Origin of the sequence: Chloracidobacterium sp. (assembly GCA_016711345.1) — a bacterium.
GTDB lineage: Bacteria > Acidobacteriota > Blastocatellia > Pyrinomonadales > Pyrinomonadaceae > OLB17.
The window spans coordinates 696,531-716,445 of sequence record JADJTD010000001.1 but is presented as its reverse complement, the minus strand read 5'-3'; the positions used below and the strand labels follow the sequence as shown (position 1 = coordinate 716,445).

Below are 19,915 nucleotides of genomic sequence, written 5' to 3'. Positions count from 1 at the left end.
TTAGTTTTTCCAAAAACCTCGGAGATGACTGATAAATGAAAATAGCAATTTTGATGATGGGGGTTATTGCGTTTGCGGGTGTTGGTTTTGGGCAGAAGGCGCAGACGGTGACGGTGAAGGTTTTTTTTCATAATGAGAATCTTAATCCGAATATGCAGGACTGCACAAAGGCTTTTCCGACGACGAGGACAATTCCAAAAACGACGGCTGTCGCCCGGGCAGCGCTTGATGAGCTTTTTAAAGGCACGACCGAAGCGGAGAGGGCGAAGGGATTTGAGTCGTTCGATCCTGAATCAACAAAGGGAATTGTCAAGGGGCTTCGCATAAAGAATGGGGCGGCGTATCTCAACTTTACAAAGCGCGCGTTCGAGCAATTAGGCAACGCGACTACGAGTTGCGGCGGCGGTTTTTTCGCGATGGTCGAAGAAACTCTTATGCAATTTCCGACGATCAAAAAAGTCTATTACGCCGTCGAAGGCAGCACGAGCGATTTTTACGAATGGGTGCAGGTCGGCGAATGTCCTTATGGGAAGCACTGCAGGAAGAGTAATTTTCAGTAGAGCGGACTAACGAAGAATTTCTTTCAAATACTTTCCGGTGAAAGAGCCTTCGACCTTTGCGACTTTTTCCGGTGTTCCGGTTGCGACTATTTCGCCGCCGCCGATGCCGCCTTCGGGGCCCATGTCGATGACGTAATCGGCGGTTTTTATCACGTCCATGTTGTGCTCGATGACGAGCAGGCTGCCTCCGTTGTCGATCAAGGCGCGGAACGCGGTCAGCAGTTTGTTGATGTCGTCGAAGTGCAATCCTGTTGTCGGTTCATCAAAAATAAACAGGGTCTTGTTGGCAGTTTTTTGGGCGAGGTGCGAAGCGAGTTTTACGCGTTGAGCTTCGCCGCCGCTTAGTGTTGTTGCGGACTGGCCAAGCCGCAGATAACCGAGGCCGACGGCGTCGAGGACCTTTAGACGCGAGACGAGTTTTGCTACATCTTTGAAGAAAAGGATCGCTTCGCGGATGGTCATTTGCAGGACTTCGTGGATGTTCTTGCCTTTGTATTTGACGTCGAGAATGTCTTGTTTGAATCGCATCCCGCGACAGTCTTCGCATGTGAGTTCGACATCCGCGAGGAACTGCATTTCTATTGTTACCGTGCCCGAGCCCTGACAAATTTCACAGCGTCCGCCGGGGACGTTGAACGAGAAATGCGATGCATTGTAGCCTTTTGTTTTTGACGCATTTGTTCCGGCAAAGACTTCGCGGATGGCGTCGTAGGCTTTTATGTAAGTGACGGGATTCGAACGCGGCGTGCGGCCGATGGGCGATTGATCGACGAGGATGATGTCGTCCACGAGATCGCCGCCTTTTATCTCTTTGAAAAATCCAACATGCGAATTCCACTCGCCGCGTTTTTTCTTTAATCCCGCGTAAAGAACATCATGAACAAGCGTCGATTTACCCGAGCCTGAAATGCCGGTTATACAAACAAGCATATCTAGCGGAATTTTTACTGATACGTCTTTTAGATTGTGCTCGCGGGCTCCGATTATTTCGATCTTGTTCTTTCCGACGGGCCGACGCTTTTGCGGAACCTTGATCTCAGAATCGCCGCGAAGATATTTTGCGGTGAGCGACGTGTCGGACTTTAACAAATTCGCAAAATTGCCTTCGTAAACAAGCTCGCCGCCGTGCTCGCCGGCGTGAACGCCGATGTCGATGATGTGATCGGCGGCACGCATTGTTTCTTCGTCGTGCTCAACTACGAGTACTGTGTTGCCGATGTCGCGGAGATTTTCGAGGATTTTTATCAGCCGTGAATTGTCGCGCGGATGCAGGCCGATGCTTGGCTCGTCCAAAACGTACAGCGTGCCGACGAGCAGGGAACCGAGGTTTGTCGCAAGTTGAATGCGTTGTGCCTCACCGCCCGAAAGCGTTGCGGCGAGGCGTCCAAGCGTCAGATAATCAAGACCGACTTCGACGAGGAATTTCAATCGTCGTCTTATCTCTAACAACAATTTGTCAGCGATCTGCGCACGCTCGGCGTCCATCTTGAGAGATTCAAAAAAAGCGTATGCGTCGCTGATCGACAGATCAATGATCTCCGGCAGCGAACGCAGACCGATCTTTACATCGCGGGCCTCTTGGCGCAGACGCTGGCCGTCGCAGTCGGGGCATCGCGTGTAGCCGCGATATTTGGCGAGAAAGACGCGGACGTGCAGTTTGTATTTTTTTGTTTCGAGCCACGCAAAAAAGCCCTTGATGCCACGCCAGCCTTCGTCACCGTAGATGATGCAGTTTTGCTGAAAGTCGGGCAGATCGGCGTATGGCGTTTTCAGATCGATATTCGCGTGTTCGGCATACTTGACCAATTCCTTTTGTGCCCACGCGTGTGTCGGACGAGTAAAAGGCTCGATCGCACCTTCCTTTAGCGACAGCAGCGGATTTGGAATGACGAGGCCATAATCGATGCCGATCGTGTTGCCAAAACCCTGACACGTCGCGCACGCGCCGAATGGCGAATTGAAACTGAACAGATGCGGTTCAGGTTCTTCGTAACGCGTGCCGTCGTATTTGCAGATATAACTATCGGAAAATTTCAAAACGGTTTTTGGCTCTTGAGATGCGTGTTTCGCCCTTACTGACGTGCGGGCTTCCGCAGTCGGAGCGCCAGCAACTTCTATTACCGCCGCGTGGGCTTCGCGGAAGCACGTTTCGAGTGAATCGACGAGACGTTGGCGAATATCCGGTGCCGCTGCGAGGCGGTCGATGAGGACGTAGGTGTTATCGAAATCGTCGTGTGGGTAATCTTCCGGCTTTTGAAGCTCGATCATTTCGCCGTCTCGATAGAGGCGGGAAAAGCCTTGTTGGAGGAGCGAGATGAGGAAGGCTTGGGTGCTGAGATCGGCGGGTTTTGCCTTTTTTCTTGCCCGGTTCGCCGGCGCCTTTCTCTCTCGACGCGAAGCGGTGTCTTCATTGATGGGGAAAAGGACGTAAAACCGCGTGCCTTCTGCGAGTTCGTTTAATATCTCATCCGCTGCCGATTCGGGTGAATCTTTTTTTACCTCGCGGCCGCAGACGTGGCAGATGGTCGTTCCGGCGCGGGCGAAGAGCAGCCGCAGGTAATCGTAGATCTCGGTTTGCGTGGCGACGGTCGAGCGGGGATTTTTTGTCGAGTTCTTTTGCCGGATGGCGATGGCGGGTGAGATGCCGGTTATCTCATCGACATCGGGCTTGTCCATGCGTTCGAGGAACTGGCGGGCGTACGCCGACAAGGATTCGACATAACGCCGCTGGCCCTCGGCATAGAGCGTGTCAAAAGCAAGCGAAGATTTGCCCGAACCGGAAACGCCCGTGATCACTGTCAGCTTATTGACGGGCAGAGCGACAGTGATGTTCTTGAGATTGTGAACGCGGGCCCCGCGAACGACTATCTGTTCCTCTTTTGACTTCGCAGCCTGCATAGACAAGATTTGCGTGCGTAGCGCAATAGAGTATTTTACCAAATCGAATTTAGACGGACAAAGGTTGTGTTTCTAGGCTATTTTGTTTGACCGATTATGGATTCTTGCGAAAACGCATGGGCGGGGAAAATGGTGAGCTGCCGTCAGCGTATTGAAGCCCCGGCGTCATGAATTTCAACTTACAAAACGCGCCTTCTCCTTCTTTTGCAAGTACACGGCGGGTGAGAGCATCAACATGGGTGTAAGAAAGTTCGACGATCTCCCCAACTTTCAAGACGGGACCGTTATACTGTTTCTTACTAGGTTTGAAGCTCTTTCCCCACGTCCACCCAATTCCATATCGGAAAGATGCGCCCAAAGGTCCATACATTGGAAGTTCTTCGCTGACCGAATTAAGTAAGCCTCCCCCCATGCTGAAATACACGATCGGTTTAGTGCCAATGTTTTTGACTCGGAACGTAATGTTCTTTAACCAATTCTCATCAGCTTTGAATGAGCTGTCTAAAGTAATAGATTTGCCGTCGATCTTAATCTCAATGAGTTCAAGCGAAACTTCGTGCGCGGTATAATCTAACGACCATTCAGGAAATGGGATAAGTCGTTCCTTGGTTTGAGCAGTCGTTACCTGTATACCAAGCATGACAATGGCAAAACAGATCGCGATTCCTATCTTATTCGGTGTCCACATGGCTTGCAGAACGGTCAAACTGTCGATTAATAGTTACGTCGTTGATAATACAACAATTTCGGTATTATCAAGACGTTTTTGATTTTTTGTGGCGCAATCGCAATTCTTAGTCAGATTTTTGTATTTTTGCCGCGCAATTGTTATTTTCAGTCTTGCAATTGAGATTCTTACCGCGCAATTTGGATTTCTCTTCCGTTTTACTTACCAACGATGATCGTAGCGGCTGAAATTGTCACGCCAGTCTTCGGCTTTGTCGTAGGGAAGGATCGGGATCGTGCCTTCCATCAGGATCCGGGCGTCCATTTCGCGGCGAAGGCGGTAAGTGCGGCCCGTGGGCGAGCAGACGGTCAGGACTACGCGGCCCTCGCTAACCTTAGAAACCGCCGCGAACCGCCAGTCAACCCGCGAACGCACCAAAAGCCGCGAGCCTACTGCAAGCGACGCGAGTGTTATTTGAGTTTTGGCAGTTTCCACGCTTTTTCCCGTTTTTTGTAAATATCGGCCGGCATTTGGACGAGATATGGATTCTTCTTTGATGACGCCCAGCCGACGATGCGTTCGAGGTTGCGGCGTTCCATCGCGGTGCAGCCAGATGTGCCGGTGGTTGCGTCCTTCCAAACATGAAGAAAAATGCACGAGCCGCGGCCTTTTTCGACAGGGTAAGTGTTATACGCCACGAATATGCCAAGGCCGTATTCGTCGCCGACTTCGAGCATTTTCTCAGAGCTTTTCCAGTCGAAGTTTCCGACCTGCATCCGGTTGACGATGCGGTTGTAGAATTGCGATTTGGTGTCGTCAACACATTCGGTGAAGTTGTCGAGCTTGGTGTAGGGCAGCTCGACGGCGTTGGGCTTTGTACTCGTGCCAAACGACGCGACAAGCGGAAACATTCCGGCGGGTGCGTTGCCGTCGCCTTCCTGCTTGATCTTCGTCATATCGAGATCGCCATTGAGCAGTTCCGCCCAAGCGAGGCCGTTGCGGCCCAACACGACAGGAAAACTGTCGCCGACCTGCTTCCAATCGCTTTTGACGTTCTTGCGTTCAAAGATTGCGGCAGTGCCTGTAGCAGTGTCCCAATCTTTTGTTGTGACGACAACGGCTTGGAGAGATTTTTCAAATGGAATTTTGACTGCGGCGGGTGCAGGCTTTTTGACCTGCGCAAAGCTAAAGGCCACAGCAGAAATTAACAGAAGGAATATGTAAATTGATCTCATCTTAAACAGAATTATTTAACGCAAAGACGCAAAGTTATTTGAAAAATAAAAGCCTTAGATCAATCTAATATCTTTGCGTCAAAAATTAATCCTCAAAAACTGAATCGCCCGACACGGTACCTTTTCCGACCGCATACATACGCAAACCGAGCGAAATCATCACGATCGAAATTACGATCCAAACAACAACCCAAAGAAGTGCAGGAATTCCGGTCGCGGCGGCCATGTTTGCGGCGTCGGTAGGCTGTGAGCCGGCGGCAGAGATGAAGAAGAGGTCTTTAAGGCTGAAGAAAGCGTTGAGCAGACATTGAACCGCGAGAAATGCGAGTGCGAAGTTTACCCACTTGGCATTTGCGAATTTGGCTATGGCGAAAAGACCGGCGGAAAGCACTGCACCTGAGAACACAGTAAATACGACGCTGCCGAATGTGACGTTTGCGAGCAAATGCCAAAATGGTGCAAGGAAACCAAAGACGATCGTCATCACACCGACGAGGCCTGATGAAAAATACAAAGCAGCACGCGAAGAATAACCAAACCGCATCCAGATGAGCAGCAGTGTGCCGAACGCTGTCGCTCCGAGATAACCGGAGCTTGAGATGAGCATTGATGAGAACCACGGAGCCTGCGACCAGACCATGCCGCTTGTATCAGGCGAGACGGTGAGGCTCATTACGTGGTTGCCCGTGACAAGGGTCATCAACGCGTGACTGCTCTCGTGAATGAATGTCGCAAAAAGCTGAAGCGGATAAACGATATATCCGACAACCGGCATATACCAAGCGACGAACCATAACGCGACACTGACTCCCGTCGCTGAGAGCAAAAGCGTGACCTGCGGTTTGGCATCTGCGGCTAGCTTGTATCTCATAATTTGATAACTCCTAATTCCTACAAGCGAATACGTCTATTGTAGGCGAAAGTTCGGATAATGCAGAAGCCAGCACGTTAGTAAGGGCGATACATTCAATTTGCGTGTTCCGCCCTTACTTACGTGCGGGCTTTCGCACCCTATTTCATACGCTCGAAGTCTGCTTTGCCGCCAGTCTTTGATTCTAGTTTCACGTCAGAGATCACGATGTCTTTTTGCACAGCTTTGCACATATCGTAGATCGTGAGTGCGGCGACCGAAACTGCTGTCAATGCCTCCATTTCGACGCCGGTTTGGGCGTTGGTGATGGCTTCGGCCTCAAGATATACGCCATAGTCGCGAAATTCGGCGGTGACGTTCACCTTCGACAGATTGATCTGATGGCAGAGAGGAATAAGCTCCGAGGTTTTCTTCGCGGCCATTATCCCGGCGATGCGTGCGATCTCAAGCGGATCACCTTTCGGAGTTTGTTGAGTTTGGAGGGTTTCGAGAGTTGCGAGTGAGAGAAGAACTTTTCCGGACGCGACGGCTCGCCTTGCCGTTATTTCCTTACCGGAAACATCAACCATTTTTATTTTTCCTGCTTCGTCAAAATGCGACAGATCATTCATAAGAAAACTATTTCGGCGACAGCGCCTTTCGCCAACTGTTTGCCGCGCGGAACAAAGATCATCGAATCGGCCCGCGCGTATCCAATAAAATCCGACGACCCTTGCCATTTTAACGGATGAGCGACCAACTGGCCCAATTTATTTGTTTCTAAACGCGACGGCAGATATGTGTCACGCTCGCGTGCGGACCTTGCATCAGCCCCGAGAATCGCAAAGCCTTTTTGCATGTCAGTTGTAGATGCTCCCTGCATTTTAAGGATAGCTTTGCGGACAAAAAGATGAAAGGTCACTGCCGCCGAGACGGGATTCCCTGGCAGGCCGAAAACTAGTGTCTTGCCAAGCCTCGCAAAAACCGCAGGTTTGCCGGGTTTAAGTCGCACTTTGTCAAAAAAGATCTCGGCGCCGAGTTCGAGTAAGACGGTTTTCGTTAGGTCATATTTTCCAACGGACACGCCGCCAGTTATCACAAGAATTTCGGTGTTCTTCGCCGCATTTGAGATTTGAGATTTGAGATTTGAGATCTCGTCTTTTGAGATCGGAAAGATCATTGTTGCCGCTCCGAATTTTCGAGCTAGAACATCCAGCATCACCGAATTTGAATTGCGTATCTGGTCGCGTCCCGGCTTTTTTGAAATTTCAACGATCTCGCTGCCTGTTCCGAGGATTGCGACTCTTGGCCGTTTTGAGACCTTGATCTTTGCGTAACCGAATGCGGCGAGCGTGGCGATCATGTTTTCGTTAATGACCTCGCCTGATTTGAGAATATGGGAACCTTTCTTGATCTCGCTCGCTTTGCGGACAATAAACCGGCCTTTTTCCGTAGGTTCATTTATCGTGACAATTCCATTTTTTGTCTCACTCGTGAGTTCGATTTTTTGCACCGCGTCGGCGCCCATTGGAACGGGAGCACCAGTCATGATCCTAACTGCCTGGCCGCGTTTCGTCGTTTTGTGCCAGCCTCGTCCGGCGGCTGATTCGCCGACTATTTTGAGCGCTACAGGCGCATTTTTTGTGTCAACGGCGACAACCGCAAAACCGTCCATCTGCGACCGGTCAAATGGCGGCAGATCGGTGTCGGCGATGATGTCTTCGCTCAAGATCCGGCCAACTGACGCCGCGAGGTCGATGCGTTCGGCTCCAATGGAACCGGTCTCGAGGTCGACCAGCTTAGTAGCTTTTGAAATATCAATCATTAGATTCAAAATCATCGCCCTTTTAGCACTAAAAGCCGCGAAATGCTAGAATTCTGTTTTGCATTTACGTCCGAATCTTATCATAACTAATTTTTAGAGAGGAAAATTACAAACCGTGATCGAATTTGAACTGACCGAAGAACATGTCGCTTTGCAGCAGACCGTCCGTGAATTTTGTGCGGGCGAAGTCGCACCTTACATCAAAGAATGGGACGAAAAGTCGCATTTTGAACGCTCCGTTTTTGACAAGATGGCTGATCTTGGTCTGATGGGCGTTTGTATTCCTGAGCAATATGGCGGAGCGGGATTTGACTATATTTCGCTCGGTCTTGTGTGTGAGGAACTTGAAACTTGCGACACATTTTTGCGGGTCGCGATGTCCGTTCACGTCGGGTTGAACAGCCTGAGTGTTTATAGCTGGGGAACTGAGGAACAGAAACAACACTATCTCGTTCCGCAAGCAAAAGGCGAAAAGCTGGCGACATTTGGATTGACCGAGCCTAACGCAGGCAGCGACGTTATCGGCATGCGTTCATATGCGAAGCGTGATGGCGACGATTGGATTTTGAACGGCGAAAAAATGTGGATATCGCTTGGCGATGTTGCGGATCATTTTCTGTTTTTCTGCTGGACCGATCAGGAAAAGCAAAAGGTTCGTGACCATTCAGGCTTAAGCTGTTTTATTGTCGAGCGCACAATGCCCGGTTTTTCTAGTGGCACGCTTCACGGCAAACTTGGTATTCGTGCTGGCAACACAGGTTACTTCTCGCTGCAGGATGTTCGCGTGCCGAAAGAGAATATGCTCGGGCAGGAAGGCGAAGGATTTAAGATCGCTATGTTCAGCCTCGAGAACGGCCGTTATACAGTGGCTTCGGGAGCTACGGGCGTTATCCGTGCGGCTCGCGATGCGTCGGTCGCTTATGCGAACACTCGTGAAGTTCAGGGCCAGCCGATCGCTAACTTTCAGCTTGTAAAACAGAAGATCGCCAATATGGAAGCCGATTATCAAATGTCGCATTTGCTGTGGTTAAAGACGGGCTACCTGAAAAATGAAGGGTTGCCTTCAGCACGAGCCGCGAGTCTTGCTAAGTGGCAGGCGACGGTCCGAAGTGAAACAGCCGCCTCAATGGCGATCGAGATTCATGGGGCGAACGGCTACACCAACGACTATCCGGTCGAGCGTTATTTACGCAATTGCAAAGCAGCAGTTATTTACGAAGGAACGCGTGATATTCACACGCTGATGCAGGCAGATTGGGCGTTGGGGCTTAAAAAGGAAAAGGCGGCCCGCGTCACGCTGCCGCCATACAAACAAGGTGATAGTAAAGCCTCGGCCTAATCTATTTTGTGGTATTTGCGTTAGCGGTCGATTTCATACTATCGATTGCTGGGCTTTTGTTGGTCATTTTCCATTCGCCGCTCTCTTTGACGAAAACGACCTGAATACCACGCGGGTATTTGTCTGAATGAATTGTGGCAACCGCTTTGTCGCCGTCGATCTTTTCGTTCGTTACATTGCACGGCGTTCCTGAAACCTTATCTGTGGCCTCTAAATATTTCAGCAAATTCTTTGCCTTGTCGGCCTTCATCTGGGCTTCAAAAAACTTGATCGTGTCCTGTGAATAGATTTTTCTAAGCGCGGCCTCATCATTCTTTGACCATGCCTCGCAAAACGATTTAAATACGGGCGTCAGAGTCGGAGCGTTGTTTGTAACTGCCTCAGGCTCATTCTTTTTGGTGTCGAGTGGGCTGTTTGAAGTCGTGTTTGTATTCACGCTCACTGTGTTTGTGTTCTTGCCGGAATTCGCAGGTGGCGAGCCGCCGCAAGCTGACATAGCAACAGCAAACATAGCAACTGCAAAACAGATGATTACTTGTGATCTCATATAAGGTGACTATACTCCTAAAAGATTAGAATTCAAGAGTATAATAAATTTACACAAAATGAGTAAACCAGCGCAAACGGAACTGCACCGACTGTTTTTGATCGAGCGTCTGCCCGAGCCCTTAACGCGTGCCAGCAGCCATCTTCAGCTTTTCGATAACTACATAGAAAATACGCGATTACGGCTGCGGTCGATCCGTGATCCGTACTCGAATACCTGGACGCGAATGCTGCAGCAGCGTTTCCCGTCGGTCGAAGGCGAATACTCTGTGAGCAAACTAGCCGAGATCCATCTGAACGAAGCCGAATATGCGGTATTTGAACATTTCGAGGGCAGGGAAATACGCAAGAACCGTTACTTTCACGAGTTCGACCGCGTGCCGTTTGCCTTTGACGTTCATCTTGGGCCGTTGTGGGGTTTGAACACCGCAAGGGTTGATTTCGAAACCCGCGAACGCATGGACGAATTTATCCCGCCGCCGTTTGCCGTTTTTGAGATCACAAATGATGCATTCTTCGCGGGCGAAGATCTGGTTGATAAGAAATTCACCGACGTCCAAGCCGAAGTCGCTTGCATCGGTTCCTTCACGCCGCCCGAACCCGAAATGTCCGACGAATGACAGCTTGATAAAAAGCTCTTCGACTCCACTCAAAAAATCGAAAAAGATCTGTTCTGAAATTTTCAACAATGATTACAAAAAAATCGCGCTAAAATGACGGAGTTTAAATGTGGCACGTGCCACATTGTTGCGATTTGTTAGCAAAATCAATGTTTTGTGAAAGCCGCCTTCCGGAATAAGCTAAAGTGTGGGGTTATGCTGTCAGCGTTAAGTTATTGAATTTATTGTACTTATGGGAATTACACATTTAATTTTTGCGCAAAAGCCACCGTTGAGTGCCAAAAAGCCATCGGAGACCCCCTTAAAAGCCATCGGAGACCCCCAAAAAGCCATCGGGCGAAAGGCGGTTTTTGGGCTTTTTTAGAAAAGTCTCCATTCAGTTTCTGTCGTTCTCTTCATTAACGTTTTCCATTCATTATCGCCATTCTCTTCGTTACGGTCGTTCTTTGAATATCTTTTTTACAATTTTTGGCAGAGTTCTATCAATATCTACGCATATGTTGGTAAGGATTATTTTCATTCGAACAATCTAAGGAGATTCAATAATGCGTAATATTAAGGGCAAACTTCGTCGGTCCATATTTTTCCTGGTGATAGCAGCTTCGGTTGTCGGTGTTTTCGCCGCTGCGTTTACGGTTACAAATACCGCAAGTGCGGACACAGATACACAAGCCGCAACGGCGACGGCAACGCCCGGTGCTTGTTCGACGGCACCTGCCAATTTGGTTTCGTGGTATCAGGGCGAAAACAACGCTATTGACTTTATAAATACAAACAACGGCGCGATCCAGGGCAACGTCAACTATACGACGGGCAATATCGGACAAACATTTACTCTCGGCGGAACCGGAAATACATCCGGTGTCGGCGACCGGGTTTTAGTCGGCAATCCGGCTAATTTACAATTACAGGATTTTACTATCGAGGGGTGGATAAAACGTTCCAGCAACACGATCGTTACTAATTCGCCTGTCGCCGGATTTGAGGGCGGAGTATTTTTTAGTTACGGGGCAGGCGGCTACGGGTTTGTTATTGAACAGTCGACCAGTCGGATCGGCCTAACGAAAATTGGAACTTCTGCGGTTTACTCGACTACTGCCACAATCAGCGACACCAATTTTCATCATGTTGCTGTGACCAAATCAGGCAATCAAGTTACATTTTATGTTGACGGTGTGGCGGGCGCTCCGATTACTTACAATATAACCTTCACCTTTGGAACCAATGCCGCAATCGGAGCACGCGGCGACAACGACGTTCGAAACGCTTTCTTTGGCAGTATCGATGAACTTTCGATTTACAATCGCTCACTTGCAGCATCGGAGATCCAAGCTATCGTCGCCGCCGATTCCGCCGGAAAATGCTTCATGGTGAATACATTTACGGTAACAAATACCAACGACAGCGGTGTGGGCAGTTTGCGGCAGGCAGTTTTAGACGCAAATGCGGCGGGCGTGGACGCGATTGATTTTGATCCGGGCGTGTTCAGCACACCGCAAACCATCACCCTGACCGGCGGCGAATTGTTAATTACGAATGCAAACGTAACGATTACCGGCCCGGGCGCGAATCTGCTGACCGTCAGCGGAAATAACGCGAGCAGGATCTTTAATATCCTCGAAACTCCGGTCGTTACGATCAGCGGAATGACCCTGACCGGCGGCAACGGTGTCGGCTCCGTAATAACAACAGGGGGCGGTGCGGTTCTTAATCAAGGAGATTTGACCCTGAACAATATGGTAATTACCGGCAACACAGCAACCACCGAGGGCGGAGGTGTTGGCAACTCCATTAATGATACTTTGACGATCAATAACTCCACAATCTCAAATAATAGCAGCGGCTTTCAAGGCGGAGGAATTTATTCTAATTCTCCGCTGCTGAATATCACTGATTCAACGATAACCGGCAACACTGCGGCTCGTGAAGGCGGCGGTTTGTTCAATTCAGGCAATCTAAGCGCTCCAGCCGGACCTGCGACCATTACCGGCTCGACTTTCTCGAGCAACACCATTACCGCCGTAAATTCCACCGGTGGAGCTGGAATCGGCTTTTTTCAAATAACGGCAGACATTACCAATTCGATCATCAGCGGCAATTCAATAACGGCGGGGCCGGGCGACGGCGGCGGTATCCGCAGAGACGGCACCGGGACCTTGACCATTTCCCAAACCACCATTAACAATAATTCTACACTCGCTGCGAGCGGCGGCGTTCACAATGACCAGGGAACACTGACGATAACCGATTCTACACTCAGCAACAATACAGCTACGGGCGTGGGTACCAACAACGGCGGCGGCGGCATCTATTCCGAAGATGGTACGACGCTGTCGTTGACAAATACGACGATTAGCGGCAATACTGCCCCGTCCTCAAACGGCGGCGGGATTCTCGCGGATTCCGTTACTGTAACGATGACGAATTCGACGATCAGCGGGAATTCAGCGAGCGGTGTCGGCGGCGGAATCGCCTTTGACGTTGACAGTCCGACAACCATTACCGGCTCGACGATCAGCGGCAACACCTCGTCAACACGCGGCGGCGGAATCGATCTTCAACCCGATACGAATACTTTCATCACAATTGAAAATTCGACCGTCAGCGGCAACATGGCACCAAACGGCGGCGGCATTTTCCGCGTTGCTAATGCGTCATTAACCGTTACGCTCAGCCACACGACGGTCGCAAGCAACACCGCAACCACCACCGGCGGCGGCATCAACGGCACGATGAATCTCGGCAATACGATCGTCGGCAACAATACCGCTCCGACATCACCCGATTTCGCCGGTACTCTGAATTCAAACGACTACAACTTGATCGAGAATACTTCTGGGGCGACGATCACCGGAACAACGACAAACAACATCACGGGCGTTGATCCAAACCTCGGACCGTTGCAGGACAATGGAGGCGTGACATTCACTCACGCTTTGCTGCCAGGCAGTCCGGCGATAGATAAGGGAGCGAGCGGTGCATTGATAACAGACCAGCGACAACAGACGCGTCCGGTCGATAATTTGGCAATTGCAAATGCCTCCGGCGGAAACGGAGCCGACATCGGTGCGTTTGAGGTCCAGCCTGCCTTACAGTTTAGCTCGGCAACCTATTCGGTTTCTGAAGATGCAGGTACGGCGACAATTACCGTCAATCGTGTGGACGGCAGCGAAGGTGTTGATACTGTGCAATATGCCACTAGCAACGGCACTGCAACCGGCGGAGCAAGCTGCGGCGGAGGTGTCGATTATGTGAATGCTTCCGGCACATTAACATTCAACGGCGGCGACCTGAGCAAGACATTTGCGGTAACGCTTTGCCCCGATTCATTGTTCAAGGGCAATGAGACCGTAAATCTAACATTATCATCGCCAGTAGGAGCGACTCTCGGCACACCAACTGCGGCAGTTTTAACCATCCTTAACGACGACACGCCGACGCCGACAAATACGTCAACTTTCACGCCGACAAACACTGCAACGAACACTGCGACAAACACAGCAACGGCAACGGCTACATCGACTAATACAGCAACGCCAACGCCGACAATTCCCGCAACGATCAGCGGAACCGTGACGTATGGCAATGCGATCGGAGCTCCAACGCCAAGGTTTGTTTCTAATGTGACTATAACGGGAACAGGCTCGCCAAACGTGGGGACGACTACGGCTGCTCCGGGTGCGACGGCGGGACAGTATGTGCTGACCGGTTTTGGTGCAGGTTCTTACACAGTGACGCCAACGAAGACAGGCGGGTCGAACGGTATTACTTCATTTGACGCCGCAAGGATCTCGCAGCATGTCGCAGGGCCGCCGAATCCGGTGTTGACCGGAAATCAGTTGATCGTAGCTGATGTGAGCGGAAATACTTCGGTGACGTCGTTCGATGCGGCGATGATCGCGAAGTTCGCAGCCGGGCCGCCATATGAAGCTCCTGGAATCGGAAGTACATCGACGTGGAGATTTACGCCCGTGAATCGTATATATGCTTCGGTCGCGGGAAATCTGACAGGGGAAGATTTCTCCGCATTACTGATGGGCGAGGTGTCGGGTAACTGGAACAACACTGGTGCGAGGCCCGTGAACAGTAGGCTGTTGGCAGAAGCAGAAGGCGGCGGGCCGGAGAGAGGCATTGCCGTCGAGTTGCCAACGGTTGTTGGTTCTGTTGATAAAGAGATCGTTGTTCCAGTGAAGGTTGAGGGCATCGCGGATAAAGGAGTGATCTCTTATGAGTTCGATCTCAGATACGATCCTTCGGTGATGCAGCCGTTGGCTAAGCCTGTCGATTTTTCGGGGACCATTAGTCGTGGGCTTTCGGTGGTGTCGAATGCGTCGGGGCCTGGGCTTTTAAGAGTTGTTGTTTATGGGGCTTATCCGATAGACGGCGATGGTGTTTTGTTGAATCTTCGATTTACTGCGGTTGGTGCATCGGGTTCGGTGTCGCCGATCTCGTTTGAACGGATTATGTTCAATGAAGGCGAGTCGAGAGTGACAATCACTGACGGAAAGATCGAACTGTTTTAGAGTTCGTGCAGTTGCAATGGGTAGGGGCGATGCACTCGATGTTGAGTGTATCGCCCTTACTTACGTGCGGGCTTTTGCATAAGAATGCCCTTACTTCGAGCGGGCTTCTGCAGAGAACCCGGTCGCTACCGCTTCCGGTTCTGACAGGTGCGGGCTTCTGTATTGATCGCTTTCGATGTTGAGTGTATCGCCCTTACTTACGTGCGGGCTTTTGCATCGATGGTTCACCAATTAGCGTTTTCGTGGGGTCATGTTGACGTGGCGTTCTAGGGAATCGTAGATTTGCAGGTAGATCTTTGTTTCTTGTGGTATCAGTGTTGTCCAGTTTGCTCCGCCGCGGTTTATGTAGCCGGGGAGTTTGGCGGGGTTGGAGTTGTAGCCGGCTGCCATAAGCTGCTCCTGCGTGGCGATGCCGGTTTGCATGGCATTGAAAACGGTTGGGCTGGCGATCAGGTCGTTCCAGGTCATCTGCATGTAGAGCAGCATCGCCTGGGTTGCGTTGACGTGGTTGCGCATTCCTTCGACAAAATCGGGCATTAGTGCTGCGTTGGGAAAACGGCTGCGGACCATTCGATAGGTCGGCGGGATCATCTGCACCATGCCGCCTGCTCCGGCGGAACTCACCGAATAGCGATAAGTCTGGCCTTCGTTCAGTGCATACAGCGTGAAAATGTCGTTGTAAACATTTGGGTGAAATTCTGTGCGAAAACGCTGATGATCGACGTGCTCGACGGTTGCGAGACGTTCGGCGATATCGGCGACCTTTGGTTGAATTAGATATCCCTTGTTTCGCAGTTGATCGCGGGCGATCTCGATCGTATTGTGAACATAAAATCGTCCTGCACTTACGACTTCGGGCGTTACGAGTCCGGGATGCGTTGACATGTAATATGCCGTTTCGATGAAGCGTCCTTCTCTTTCGACGGGATACTGGATCATCAGCGGCAACTGCGCCTGGCCGGTTTCGTCGGTGATCGCGATGGGCGTGTTAACGCCGTTTGCACGGATCGTGCGTGTTGTCATTTGACGGCCGTTGGATGAGATCGCTGCGGTCGAGCCGTTTTTCGATAAGAAAGCGTCTTTGCCGATAACGATGTAATCGATCTTTTTGTCACGCCAATGGTAAAAAGCGATCCGCACCTGACTGGGAACTGATGATAAAGACGTAGGGTCGGTCAATGCGGTTGCGATCGGCCGCGTTTGCATTTCGCGTTTTGCTTCGGCGATCTTGCTCTTAATTTGCGAAAAACTAAGGCCGCTGTAATTTAGATTACTCGCGTTAGACGCAGCCGTTGGCGGATTTTGGCCGACGACGTTCGGCGTTTTTGCGGGAAGTGGAGCGGGCGTAAATATCTTTATAGGCTGAGCGGGCGGCAATGAGTTTGTCACTATCACACGCGATGGAGTCGATTTTGGCTGAACCCTGTCCGACTGAGCAAAGCTCGAAACTGCCGTCGCCAAAAACACAAAAACGCCAATAAAGATCTTATTATTCATAATGGATTAGTTGAGGAGACTACCGAGGAACGTTCGACGCCGAAGCGTCATTCAGGTCGGCATGTATAAGATTCTCGCACTTGATAGCCGGTTGTCAATCATTTTCGATAAATTTATTGCATGTATAACGAATCTTTATGGATAATCACGAGTTGTTTTGCCGGTCTTAGATAAGGTATAACTAAATTTTCCACGACTGCGTTCACTTTTTCTAATATGAAACAACTCTTTGGCACAGACGGTATTCGCGGCCCGGCGGGTGAATTTCCGCTCGACGAAAAGACAGTGCGAATCATCGGAGCCTCGCTGACGCGGCAATTTCGCGAGAGACTCGGACGCGATCCTCGATTTATCTCAGGCCGCGACACTCGCGAATCGGGCGGCTGGATAGAGACGGAATTTCATGACGGAGCATCGTCGGAAAATGCTGTGTGCGAATCGGCGGGCGTGATAACGACGCCGGGCGTTGCGTATCTGACGAGTGCGTTTGATTTTGATGCGGGCATTGTGATCAGCGCTTCGCATAATCCTTACTACGATAACGGCATAAAGATCTTTCTGCCGACCGGCAAGAAGATCGACGATGTTACCGAACGCGAGATCGAAAAAGCTATACATGCCGGCGCGGATCTTTCGTCGGGTGAAGCTGAAATTTCTGCGAACAGAGTCGAAGAATTTCGTGGTGCATATATAAACCATTTAAAGGATATTGTCGGCCAACTTTCCGCGACAGGAACTAAGATCGTCATCGACTGCGCGAACGGGGCTTCGTCAGAACTTGCGGAGGAATTGTTTAAAGGCTTTGGAGCCGATGTTGTCACGATCCATAACGCGCCCGATGGCCGCAACATAAATGAAAATTGCGGATCGACACATATCAGTGATCTTCCGGCAAAGGTCATTTCGGAGAGGGCTGATCTGGGCGTAGCGTTTGACGGCGATGCTGATCGGGCTCTATTTGTCGATGAAAAAGGAAACATCGTTGACGGCGACGCGACGCTTTGGATAATGGCTCAATATCTAAAGGATCACGGCAAACTTTCTAATTCAACCGTTGTCGCGACTGTGATGAGCAACATCGGCCTCGAACTCGCACTTCGATCCAAAGGCATCAATCTTCTGCGAGCAAACGTTGGCGACAAATACGTTCTCGAAAAGCTCATCGAGACCGGCTCCGAGGTTGGCGGCGAACAATCAGGACATATTATATTTCCTGAGATCAGTCTTGTCGGCGACGGTATGATGACGGCTTTACTTCTTCTTAGAGCGATCAAGGAAAAAGGCATTTCGTTGTCGCAGGCCGTTGCGGGATTTGTCGGCTATCCGCAGATCTTGCTGAATGTTAAAGTGGGCGAAAAGCTTCCGTTCGAGCAAGTTCCGGCTATTGCTGCCGCTTCAAAGGAGATCGAAAGTGAGCTTCACGGCGAAGGCCGTTTGCTGCTTCGTTACTCCGGCACCGAAAATCTTGCTCGCGTGATGATCGAAGGCAAAGATCAATCAGCGATCGAAGAACAGGCACAACGTTTGATCGATGTCATCAAAAACGAACTGGGTTAAACCTTGATCTGATGAAGCACTCGCTCAAAATCGATTTTCAACAAGAGGCTTCCGCCTACGAGATCGTGATCGGCAGCGACCTTTTGTCCACCAGCGGCAAGTGGACACGCAAATGTCTCGGACGTGATGCCGCGAAGATCGTTATCATTTCAAACCCAACCGTTTTCGATCTCTACGGAAAACAAGTTGAGCAGTGTCTTCGTGCTTCTGGATTTGTCGTCTCTCATTTTCTAATGAGAGACGGCGAGCAGTTTAAGAATTTGCGGACCGTCGAATCTGCACTCATATTTTTTGCCGAACAGCAGCTTTCCCGGACAGATGCAGTCGTCGCTCTCGGCGGCGGCGTGGTTGGTGATCTGGCCGGATTCGCTTCGGCAGTCTATCTTCGCGGCATTGCGTACTTGCATATACCGACTACAATGCTGTCGATGATCGATTCGTCAGTTGGCGGCAAGACCGGAGTCAATTCGGCGTCCGGCAAAAACCAGATCGGTGCTTTTCATCAGCCTAAAGGCGTATTGATCGATACCGTAACTCTGCAAACGCTGCCTCCTCGCGAATTAACCGCCGGGTTTTGCGAAGCTGTAAAACAAGCAGCCATCAGCGGCCAAAAACTCTTCAAGCAGAACGCCGATTTTCTTTCCGCTTTTCCGCCAGAAGATTTTGATGGATTATTTGAGGATGAAAATTTCAGATCTGAGATCTCAGATCTGATAGTCAATCAAATCGCATTTAAGGCCGAAATCGTCGCCGGCGACGAGCGGGAATCATCGAATCGAACCGACAAACGTTCCAGAAAGGTCCTCAATTTTGGCCATACTCTTGCACACGCGCTCGAAAAAGTGACTGATTACAAATACCTGAAACACGGCGAGGCCGTAGGCTACGGCGTTATGTTTGCGGCGGAGCTGTCGAAATCTCTTGCATTGTGTGGCGAAAAAGATGTAAAATTGTTGAACGATGTTGTGCATCGTGCCGGCATGATGCCGCGCCTCACAAACATCGACGAACGAGAGGTTTTTGAGGCCTTCAAATTCGACAAGAAGCATCTATCAGGTTCGCTTCAAATGTTGCTGCTCAAGGGCATCGGCAAGCCGGTGATAGTTAGCGAAAATGACATTCCACGCTCGCTCATACTAAAAGTCCTCAAGAGTTTCCTTCAAAAATGGTCTTAACCACATAAGGCCGATCTTCTCTCAGGAGATAATAAAGATGAATAACTTAGCAACAAAACGCCCTTCCGAACGGGGAAGCGCAGGTGTCAAATTTGCGATAACCCTTGTTATTATTATACTTACGGGTCATGCCGGGTTTAATTATATTCCGACGGCTTACGATGCGGAGAGTTTGAAATCCGAAATGAGTACCGCGGTTTTACAGGGACTCGCCTTACCGGGAAAGGTAAATCCAGTTGATAATGTAAAGACTCGCATCCAAAAAGCGATCGTGCAAAATAATATCCCTACCGACGCCATTATGGACGTAAAACTTAATGGAAATGTGCTAACCGCGCGCGTTGCCTATGTAAAACAGGTCGATATTCTGCCGTTTGGAATCTACCGCTACGCTTACCAATTCGACCACACCGCAACACCATCAGGATTTTTGCTGAAACAGTAGATTTCCCGAAACGACGCGGTTAAATCAGTTACAAAGGCGCGTACGTGAGTAAGGGCGGTACACTCAATGTTGAATGTATCGCCCTTACTTACGTGCGGGCTTTCGCATTTTATTCGAACGGCTCCGCGATGAAGTCGGCATCGGTAATATTATCAACGAAGCTAATGAAGGGCGTGGG

The 19,915-nt window shown here is 50.3% G+C and carries 16 protein-coding genes; 7 read left to right on the top strand and 9 right to left on the bottom strand.

From position 1 onward, the window contains the following. Positions 1-35: 35 nt before the first annotated feature. On the top strand, positions 36-560 hold the full coding sequence (locus IPL32_03125; protein MBK8464798.1) for a GerMN domain-containing protein: 525 nt from the start codon (positions 36-38) through the stop codon (positions 558-560). 6 nt (positions 561-566) lie between these two features. Here IPL32_03125 and uvrA read toward each other — a convergent pair whose 3' ends face one another. The 7 genes from uvrA to IPL32_03090 all read right to left on the bottom strand — a co-directional run bounded on the left by uvrA (position 567) and on the right by IPL32_03090 (position 8,035). After that, a complete protein-coding gene (gene uvrA / locus IPL32_03120) occupies positions 567-3,458 on the bottom strand; it encodes an excinuclease ABC subunit UvrA (protein ID MBK8464797.1) in 2,892 nt (963 codons plus the stop codon). Positions 3,459-3,552: 94 nt separating this feature from the next. Continuing rightward, on the bottom strand, positions 3,553-4,164 hold the full coding sequence (locus IPL32_03115; protein MBK8464796.1) for a hypothetical protein: 612 nt from the start codon (positions 4,162-4,164) through the stop codon (positions 3,553-3,555). 183 nt (positions 4,165-4,347) lie between these two features. Further along, positions 4,348-4,620 carry a hypothetical protein gene (locus IPL32_03110; GenBank protein MBK8464795.1) on the bottom strand — a complete coding sequence of 91 codons (273 nt, stop codon included), beginning with the start codon at positions 4,618-4,620 and terminating at the stop codon, positions 4,348-4,350. Beyond that, on the bottom strand, positions 4,596-5,360 hold the full coding sequence (locus IPL32_03105; GenBank protein MBK8464794.1) for a hypothetical protein: 765 nt from the start codon (positions 5,358-5,360) through the stop codon (positions 4,596-4,598). The genes IPL32_03110 and IPL32_03105 overlap by 25 nt, the downstream gene beginning before the upstream one ends. Positions 5,361-5,445: 85 nt before the next feature. Further along, positions 5,446-6,231 (bottom strand): M50 family metallopeptidase, encoded by a 786-nt coding sequence (locus IPL32_03100; protein ID MBK8464793.1) that lies wholly within the window; start codon positions 6,229-6,231, stop codon positions 5,446-5,448. Between the two features lie 140 nt (positions 6,232-6,371). Continuing rightward, a complete protein-coding gene (gene moaC, locus IPL32_03095; protein ID MBK8464792.1) occupies positions 6,372-6,842 on the bottom strand; it encodes a cyclic pyranopterin monophosphate synthase MoaC in 471 nt (156 codons plus the stop codon). After that, positions 6,839-8,035 (bottom strand): molybdopterin molybdotransferase MoeA, encoded by a 1,197-nt coding sequence (locus IPL32_03090; protein MBK8464791.1) that lies wholly within the window; start codon positions 8,033-8,035, stop codon positions 6,839-6,841. The genes moaC and IPL32_03090 overlap by 4 nt, the downstream gene beginning before the upstream one ends. Before the next feature lie 115 nt (positions 8,036-8,150). Here IPL32_03090 and IPL32_03085 point away from each other — a divergent pair, with 115 nt between their 5' ends. Then, complete coding sequence (locus IPL32_03085; GenBank protein ID MBK8464790.1) at positions 8,151-9,374, top strand: acyl-CoA dehydrogenase family protein; 1,224 nt, start codon at positions 8,151-8,153, stop codon at positions 9,372-9,374. A 1-nt stretch (position 9,375) separates the two neighbouring features. Here IPL32_03085 and IPL32_03080 read toward each other — a convergent pair whose 3' ends face one another. After that, on the bottom strand, positions 9,376-9,921 hold the full coding sequence (locus IPL32_03080) for a hypothetical protein (protein MBK8464789.1): 546 nt from the start codon (positions 9,919-9,921) through the stop codon (positions 9,376-9,378). A gap of 58 nt (positions 9,922-9,979) precedes the next feature. Between IPL32_03080 and IPL32_03075 the strand changes: the two genes are divergently transcribed. Both IPL32_03075 and IPL32_03070 read left to right on the top strand, forming a co-directional pair. After that, positions 9,980-10,540: a hypothetical protein gene (locus IPL32_03075; GenBank protein MBK8464788.1), complete on the top strand. Its 561-nt coding sequence runs from the start codon at positions 9,980-9,982 to the stop codon at positions 10,538-10,540. Positions 10,541-11,085: 545 nt separating this feature from the next. Beyond that, positions 11,086-15,063: a hypothetical protein gene (locus IPL32_03070; GenBank protein ID MBK8464787.1), complete on the top strand. Its 3,978-nt coding sequence runs from the start codon at positions 11,086-11,088 to the stop codon at positions 15,061-15,063. Between the two features lie 231 nt (positions 15,064-15,294). On the opposite strand, the gene IPL32_03065 is transcribed toward IPL32_03070, so the two are convergent. Continuing rightward, positions 15,295-16,560 (bottom strand): hypothetical protein, encoded by a 1,266-nt coding sequence (locus IPL32_03065; GenBank protein ID MBK8464786.1) that lies wholly within the window; start codon positions 16,558-16,560, stop codon positions 15,295-15,297. Positions 16,561-16,776: 216 nt separating this feature from the next. Between IPL32_03065 and glmM the strand changes: the two genes are divergently transcribed. Genes glmM through IPL32_03050 form a run of 3 tightly spaced genes read left to right on the top strand, consistent with a single transcriptional unit; the run spans position 16,777 to position 19,737 of the window. Further along, positions 16,777-18,117, top strand: coding sequence for a phosphoglucosamine mutase (gene glmM / locus IPL32_03060; GenBank protein MBK8464785.1), 1,341 nt, complete (start codon positions 16,777-16,779; stop codon positions 18,115-18,117). 11 nt (positions 18,118-18,128) lie between these two features. Then, a complete protein-coding gene (gene aroB / locus IPL32_03055; protein ID MBK8464784.1) occupies positions 18,129-19,292 on the top strand; it encodes a 3-dehydroquinate synthase in 1,164 nt (387 codons plus the stop codon). Between the two features lie 37 nt (positions 19,293-19,329). Further along, positions 19,330-19,737 (top strand): hypothetical protein, encoded by a 408-nt coding sequence (locus IPL32_03050; GenBank protein ID MBK8464783.1) that lies wholly within the window; start codon positions 19,330-19,332, stop codon positions 19,735-19,737. The last annotated feature ends 178 nt before the right edge of the window (positions 19,738-19,915 follow it).